Origin of the sequence: Pseudomonas congelans, assembly GCF_900103225.1 — a bacterium.
Classification (GTDB): Bacteria; Pseudomonadota; Gammaproteobacteria; order Pseudomonadales; family Pseudomonadaceae; genus Aquipseudomonas; species Aquipseudomonas congelans.
In genome coordinates this window covers 899,083-905,667 of record NZ_FNJH01000002.1, presented here as the reverse complement: position 1 = coordinate 905,667, position 6,585 = coordinate 899,083, and the positions used below count along the sequence as shown (strand labels likewise).

Below are 6,585 nucleotides of genomic sequence, written 5' to 3'. Positions count from 1 at the left end.
CATTGGAACCACCTGATCCCATCCCGAACTCAGTAGTGAAACGATGTATCGCCGATGGTAGTGTGGGGTTTCCCCATGTGAGAGTAGGTCATCGTCAAGATTGAATTCCAGAAACCCTCTTCGCTTACGCGTCGAGGGTTTTTGTTTGTCTGGGGTTTCAGAAACCTCTGCACTCTCCTGAACTCATAACTCCATCTCTCCGGCAGTACAAAGAAGCCACGGGAGCCGGAGCCTCTCCCAGGTTTAATGGAACGCCCCCATCCCTGCCAATCTGCTGCCGGGTCGCAGGTGGAAGCTGTGCAGCGCCGGCAGGCTTCCGTCTGACTGACGTGGCGCATCCCACCCCGTATCCGAGACATCCTCAAAGTCTGCGTCGGTTACCGGCGTTGGCAACATCCAGGAGTTGTGTGCCATGTCCAGCCCTTCGGTGTTAACGGTCAACCGCCCCTTGTAGGCAATGTTGTTGAGCAGGTTGCCGAGAGGGATCAGCGAACCATCCGGGGCGATACCTGCCATGTTGTAGTTCACGCCATTGGAAAAAGCCGTGTTGTTGATGAAGTCCAGTGCCAGGGTATGGTGATTGGCATAGAAACCAGCGGACTTATTGTCAAAGGCAACTGAATTACGGACGACATGTTTCACGCCATCAGGCACATACTTGCCACCGTATCCACCTGCTTTGATGCCATTACCATTGCCTGCTTCAAGTTTCGTACGCGTGCCAGGCAGGTAGCCTTGCTGCCATGCCCATGAGCTTTCGATGGTCACAGGCGAGAAGGCATTGATCAGGTCAAAGCCGTCATCGGAATTGGCCCACGCTCTGCAACCGCGAAATACATTGCCGGGATGCCCCGCCTTGATATGTGCACCGAAGCCGTCTGCACTCTGGCCCGCGCCGTTTGAGGTATAGGGATCGTAGTTGTAGTGGGAGTCGCTGTTCAGCACCAGGTTATAACCGCCGTTCTGAATGAACAGGCCTGGTCCCATGTTGTGATGCAGATCGAGTTGCTCGAAGGTATTGTGGCTGCCGCTGTTCCAGATGCCCCAGGATTCATGGTTGAGATGGTTTTGCGGCTGCTGCGGCACGCCTGTCACCTCCAGCCCTTTCAGGTGTATCCAGCTACCGGTAACGTTGAAGCCTTTGACGCGACAATCGTCTTTCATGGCCGAGAAATCGAAAACCGGTGTTTCGCCCGGATAGGCCCAGTAACGTATGGGTCTGTTTTCGCTGCCGCTGTTGTTCAGGGTGATGGCATTGACCGTATCTGTACGGCTAGCGCAGCGGTTGATGCCGCCTGTGTAGGCATAGAGGCCGCCGCGCAAGTACACCGTATCGCCGGCTTTTGCGGCTTGCTGTGCGCGCATGATGGAGCGCAACGGTGCGGCTTTGGTACCTGCCGCGTGATCATCGCCATTGGGGGCCACGTAGTAGTCAGTTGCCTGCGCTGTTGCAGCGACGACCAGCAAGACCGTCAGCAGTATCGTTTTCATGGGGTCACTCCAAGCCTGCCTCGTGTAATCGTATGCGTGTTTGCTGCAACTCATTATGAATTCGATGAATAAAGAGTCTGTTCGCCTGAGGCCTGCAACCGGACCTCACTCAATGGGAAGACAATAAAAAAGGCCGCATTCTCATGCGGCCTTCTGGCTACAACTTACAGCCCTTACGAGGCCAGTTCCGGAACCTCTGGTTTCACATCGTCACGGCGCTGAATGTATTTCCAGTCCGCTTCATCAATGTAGATGCCATTGGGTCCGCTGCCGCCTTCCAGGTCGATGGCGACGTGGGCCGAAACCTGTGGCTTCACACTGGCCAGAATTGGAACGAAGCCCAGTTGCAGACTGGTTTCCAGCAGTGCTGCCTGATTCTTTTCGTCGATGTCTGCTGCTTCGTCCAGGTAGTAAGGCAAGCGCACACGCCCTGCCTGATCGCGATCCATCAAGTGCAACAGCAGGTACATGTTGGTCAGCGCCTTGATGGTCATCGTGGTGCCGTTGGAGGCCGCGCCATCGATATCGGTGTGGATAACCGGCTGACCATTGACCTTGGTGATCTCGAATGCCAATTCGAACAGGTCTTTCAAGCCTAATTGGTTGTGGTTGGCAGCCACAAGCCGCGCCAGATATTCCTTGGCTTCTTCGTTTTTGTTGTCCTGCTCTGCGCTCTGGCTCAGGTCAAAGACCGACAGCGTCTCGCCTTCTTCGTACTGCCCGGCGCTGTGGATGATCTGGTCGATGTGCTTGAGCGCTTCCTTGTTAGGGGCGAGCACGATACGGAAGCTCGCCAGGTTCGAGACCTGACGCTTGTTGATCTCGCGGTTGAACAGCGCCAGTTGATGCTCAAGGCTGTCATAGTCGCTACGAATATTGCGCAGGGTCCTTGCGATATCCGTAACCGCAGCGCGACGCGCCTTGCCCAGCGTAAGCGCTTCGTCGGTACGGTGTGCGTAGGCATTGATCAATAACTGCAGGCGACGCTCCATGTCGTCCTCGCTGTCGAACTTGGCCACACCCTTGAGACGAACCTGTGCGTACAGCGCTTCGATCTGCCCATCGCTGCGCAACAGACCCTGCCAGCTGTCCTGGTAGTCGTTGAGCAGCGGCAACAGGTTATCCATGGAATCATCGATCGGGTCCATGAACGGTGTGCCGAACGGAAGATCCGCAGGCAGCAACTGACGGCGACGTAGCGCATCGTCCAGCGTACGTTGCTTGGATTCCATATCGCCGATCTGACGTGCGATCAATTGCAGCTTGGCTGACAGTTGCTGAACGCGCTCGGTGAACGCGTCGCTGGAGCGTTTCAGTTCATCCTGAGCGGCTTCCATCTGCGCCAGCTCTTCCAGCTTGGTGGATTCCTCCGCGCTCAAGGTCTGGCAACGACGGAAGTCTTCAAGCGCCTTTTGAGCATCCAGCACCTGCTGATACAGCGCTTCGGTCTGGGTCTTGCTCGCCGAACGGTCGGCGGCGACAGCCTGCTGGGTTTTCAGTTGTTTGAGTTCTTTCTCCAGTCGCTCTTTCTGATCGCGCAACGCGGCACGATCGGCCAGCGCCTGCAGGGCAGGAGGCTCGATGCTCGACAGGTTGATCGTCAGCCCCGGTACTGCAAACTGATCGCCCTTGAAGCCATCCAGAATGGTCTCCAGCGACTTGACCCACGCATCGCCGTCATCCAGCGCAATACCTTGCTCACCCAACGGCAAGCTGAACAGCGCGCTGTTGAACAGGCGCATCAGACGTTCTACGTCCGGCTGGGAAAACTCTTCACGCAGACGGGCATAACTGTTGTTGTCCGCATGATCGAGCTGTTGCTTGACCGACTTGAGGCGTTTTTCCAGATCGCGCAAACGCTCGTCCAGGTCTTCGGCGCTGAACTGCCGGGACTGGGCCAGCGCACCGGCCAGCTCATCGTGAGCGTCCTTGGCGGCGAGCAGTTGTTGCTCCAGCACCTTGACGTCATCGACCAGCGCAAAACGATTCTTCAGCACCGACAGCTCGCCCACCCAGCGCTGGATGCTGCTGATTTCGCGCTCCAGTCGCATCAGTTCCTGAGTGCTGCTGCGCTGATCGTTCTGCATCTCATCCTGCTGAGCACGATAATGCTCGGCCTGAATGACCAGTTCTTCCTTGCGTGCACCGGAGTAATCCGACCAGGTGCCGAGCAGTGAGTCGAGGATCGGTGACAGACGATGCAGCTTGCCGCGCAACACATCGCGCTGCTTGACGCCAGCGGCCAGCGCCTCGACCAGTGGACCCGCCAGCACCAGCGAGTTGTAGTCCTGTTCCATACGCCGCACATCGCGGAAGGCTTCTTCGCAGGCGGCAATGTAGTCGACGCTGCCCGAACGCAGGCTGTGCTCGAAGGCATCCAGAAACAGCTGCTTGAGTTTGGCGGCCGTGATTTCACGCATGTGCAGCAGGTTGATGAACAGTGCGCGGAAGGTCTTGAGGCTCTGCTCGCTGGTGGAGCGCAGCGGGATCAAGGTCAGGTCCAGCGGGATCGACGTGTGGCCGCCGACCAGCAGACGGCGCAGTTCGTCAGGTTTCAGTTCGTAGGCTTTCAGGCCCTGGCTTTCCAGGTTGCTGAACAGCTCTTTCTGACGCAGGCAGGTGTCGTTCTTCTGGTAATGACCCAGATCCAGCTCGCCGGCATAGGCGAAGAACTGATGGCCGAAGCCGCCGCCCGGACCGCGACCCACGACGCCGATGACATGCGGGCCGTGAGGCAGGGAAACTTCCACCAGAATGTAGCTGGTGTCGGAGGCGAAGTAGAAGCGCCGCGATTGTTCCAGGCTGTATTTGCCGAAGCTCATGTCCGACATGCGCGCCAGAATCGGGAACTGCAGGGCGTTGATCGAGGCGCTTTTGCCGAGGTTGTTCGCGCCATATACCGACAACGGGTTTTCCAGCGGGAACAGGCCGAGGCTGTAGCCGGCAGTGTTCAACAGGGCAAAGCGGCGGATGCCATAACGTTCCTGGCTCATGTGTCCATCTCCTGTTGTTGCTCATCGGCGATTGCCCGGGCCAGTGCCTCTTCTTCGGTCTCTTCGCCGAATTCAGCCAGGTCCAGCGGGTCATCGGTTTCCAGCAGCTTCTCGTCGCTGTCGTCATCGATGAGCACTGGCGTCGGCAGGGGCAGGGCGCTATGCAGGCTGGCTGCCAGATCGCGGTCCTGTTGCACCGACAGGCACACATCGAGAAAACGATGCATCGGTGGCAGGAAGCGGTAAATACCCACTTCCTCACTGGCGAAGCCCAACTGCGTCATGCGGCGCATGATCTTTTCTTCAAGCTCTTCCGGGGTCTGTACTTCAGCCTGGAGAAACAGGTCGCGGTACTTTTCCAGCATCGAAGGCAGCTCGTCGCGGCCCAGGCTGCCACCGTCGAGCACGGACATGGGATCACGGCCCTGATCTGCCAGATGTTCCACGAGGATGAAGGTAAACAGTGCCAGGCGCTGGGCGGTCTTGTTCACCTGCGCGGCAGCCAGTTCCGGTACGAAGTAATAAAAGCCACGCGTGTCGCAGACCAGTTCGAAGCCCAGCGCCTTGAACAGTGTGCGGTACTGGTCCTGGCAGTTGGAGAGCTGGGTGTACAGCTCCGGGTCGCGGCGGCTGATGTGATAGCCCTTGAACAGCTCGCGAAAGATCGGCGCGAGCTGGGACATTTCGGATAGATCAAGATGCATGAACGGTGCTCTCGGAAGGCTCGGCCTGCTCGTCTTTTGCAGCGAGCAGGGCAAAGGAGCGCAGGCTGACGCGGTGCTCCCGGGTGAAATATTCGCGACGCTCGAGGCGTTCACGGGCGAAGCGCTTGTCGCGCGACAGGCGTGAGAACCAGTAGAGCAGCTCGTCGGTCTCGCCGGTCGGCTCCTGCTCCAGCAACCAGACCATCAGGTCAGGCATCGGCAAGGCGTCTTCGCAGCGCTCGAGCATCTCCTTGACGGTGCGCGGTGCGCGTGGCGCCTGGCCCTTGCGGGTGCCGCTGGCCTTGGGGAATCTCGCGGGCTTGGGTTCAAAGCGCGCCAAGGCATACACGTAGGCCTCGACCTGACTTGCACTGCCCAGGAACGTACTTTGCGGACGGGTAAACAACGGCATGGCCGCCTGAGGCACTGCATCCAGCCCCTTGCGGCGAATGGCAGACAAGGCCAGCGCTGCACCGCGTGTCACCGCGTTGTGGCGACGCGCTTCTTCACGCAGTGGCAGCAGCAGTTCGCGCGCATGGCGCAAGGTCAGCTGGGCACTGGTCTGCATTTCGAGGATGCGCGCGTGGGTGCGCAGCAGCATGTCGTCGTCGACCAGATGACCGAGACGTTGTTGCTCGGTCAACAGACGCAGCAGGACGTTCTCGACCTTGCGGACACCCTGCTCGAACGCACCGTCGGCGTTGACCAGCTGAATCATCGGCTCGACGTATTCGTCCCACGTCGCCAGGACTTCGGCATAGCGCTGGCGCAACGGGATCTGCCGGTCACTGGTCTTGGCCCGGTCGGCTACGGCGACCAGCGCCTGTTCATCGTTGGCAAGTTTCTTGAGTACGTCGCGCACACGCATGTCCAGCAGCCGCAGCTGTCTGGCCAGGTCGTTGGCGTCGCGAACATCGAACGCGTCCTGAATGTAGCCGGCCAGTCGCTCAAGGTGGCGCAGGTAGGCCTCGATTTCCAGGCACAGACCCAGGCGGTGCTCGCGGCGCAGGTACGACAGGAAGTCATGGATCTGTGCATTGAGCTCGAAACGGTTCGGGCTTTTCGCGACGGGCACCAGAATGTCCAGACGGATCCACACGTCCAGCAGATTGGTGATGTCTTGCGGAGTGCTGTCCTGCTGCTGAGCGCCCAATTGCAGGCGCAGCTCGCTCAGGCTCAACGTACCCTGGTCGAAATGTTCGCATAAGGGCTCAAGGAGCGCCCAGTGCTCGGCAAGGGCGCGCAGAACGCGCTTGGGTTCGATCATCGTTAGGCCGACTGTTGGCAAGTGAAAAGCGGCAATTGTACTGCATCAGCCGACTGATATTTCACCTGCGGGCGATATGCTGCAGCGCAAAAAGGCGAACAACGCTAGAATTGCGCGCTTAACTTATCCA

Annotated in this window: 4 protein-coding genes and 1 rRNA gene; 1 reads left to right on the top strand and 4 read right to left on the bottom strand. The window is 58.7% G+C overall.

Translation table 11 applies throughout. The features are described from left to right. A 5S ribosomal RNA gene (gene rrf, locus BLR20_RS11205) occupies window positions 1-100 on the top strand; the annotation flags it as partial. 143 nt (window positions 101-243) lie between these two features. Here the strand turns inward: rrf and BLR20_RS11200 are convergent. The 4 genes from BLR20_RS11200 to mksB form a co-directional block, all read right to left on the bottom strand. After that, entirely contained in the window at window positions 244-1,491 is a 1,248-nt protein-coding gene (locus tag BLR20_RS11200; protein WP_054992788.1) for a right-handed parallel beta-helix repeat-containing protein, read from the bottom strand. A gap of 173 nt (window positions 1,492-1,664) precedes the next feature. Further along, on the bottom strand, window positions 1,665-4,484 hold the full coding sequence (gene mksF / locus BLR20_RS11195; RefSeq protein ID WP_003391215.1) for an Mks condensin complex protein MksF: 2,820 nt from the start codon (window positions 4,482-4,484) through the stop codon (window positions 1,665-1,667). Then, window positions 4,481-5,188 (bottom strand): Mks condensin complex protein MksE, encoded by a 708-nt coding sequence (mksE, locus tag BLR20_RS11190; RefSeq protein WP_054992789.1) that lies wholly within the window; start codon window positions 5,186-5,188, stop codon window positions 4,481-4,483. The genes mksF and mksE overlap by 4 nt, the downstream gene beginning before the upstream one ends. After that, a complete protein-coding gene (mksB, locus tag BLR20_RS11185; protein WP_010430423.1) occupies window positions 5,178-6,455 on the bottom strand; it encodes an Mks condensin complex protein MksB in 1,278 nt (425 codons plus the stop codon). The genes mksE and mksB overlap by 11 nt, the downstream gene beginning before the upstream one ends. Window positions 6,456-6,585 lie beyond the last annotated feature (130 nt).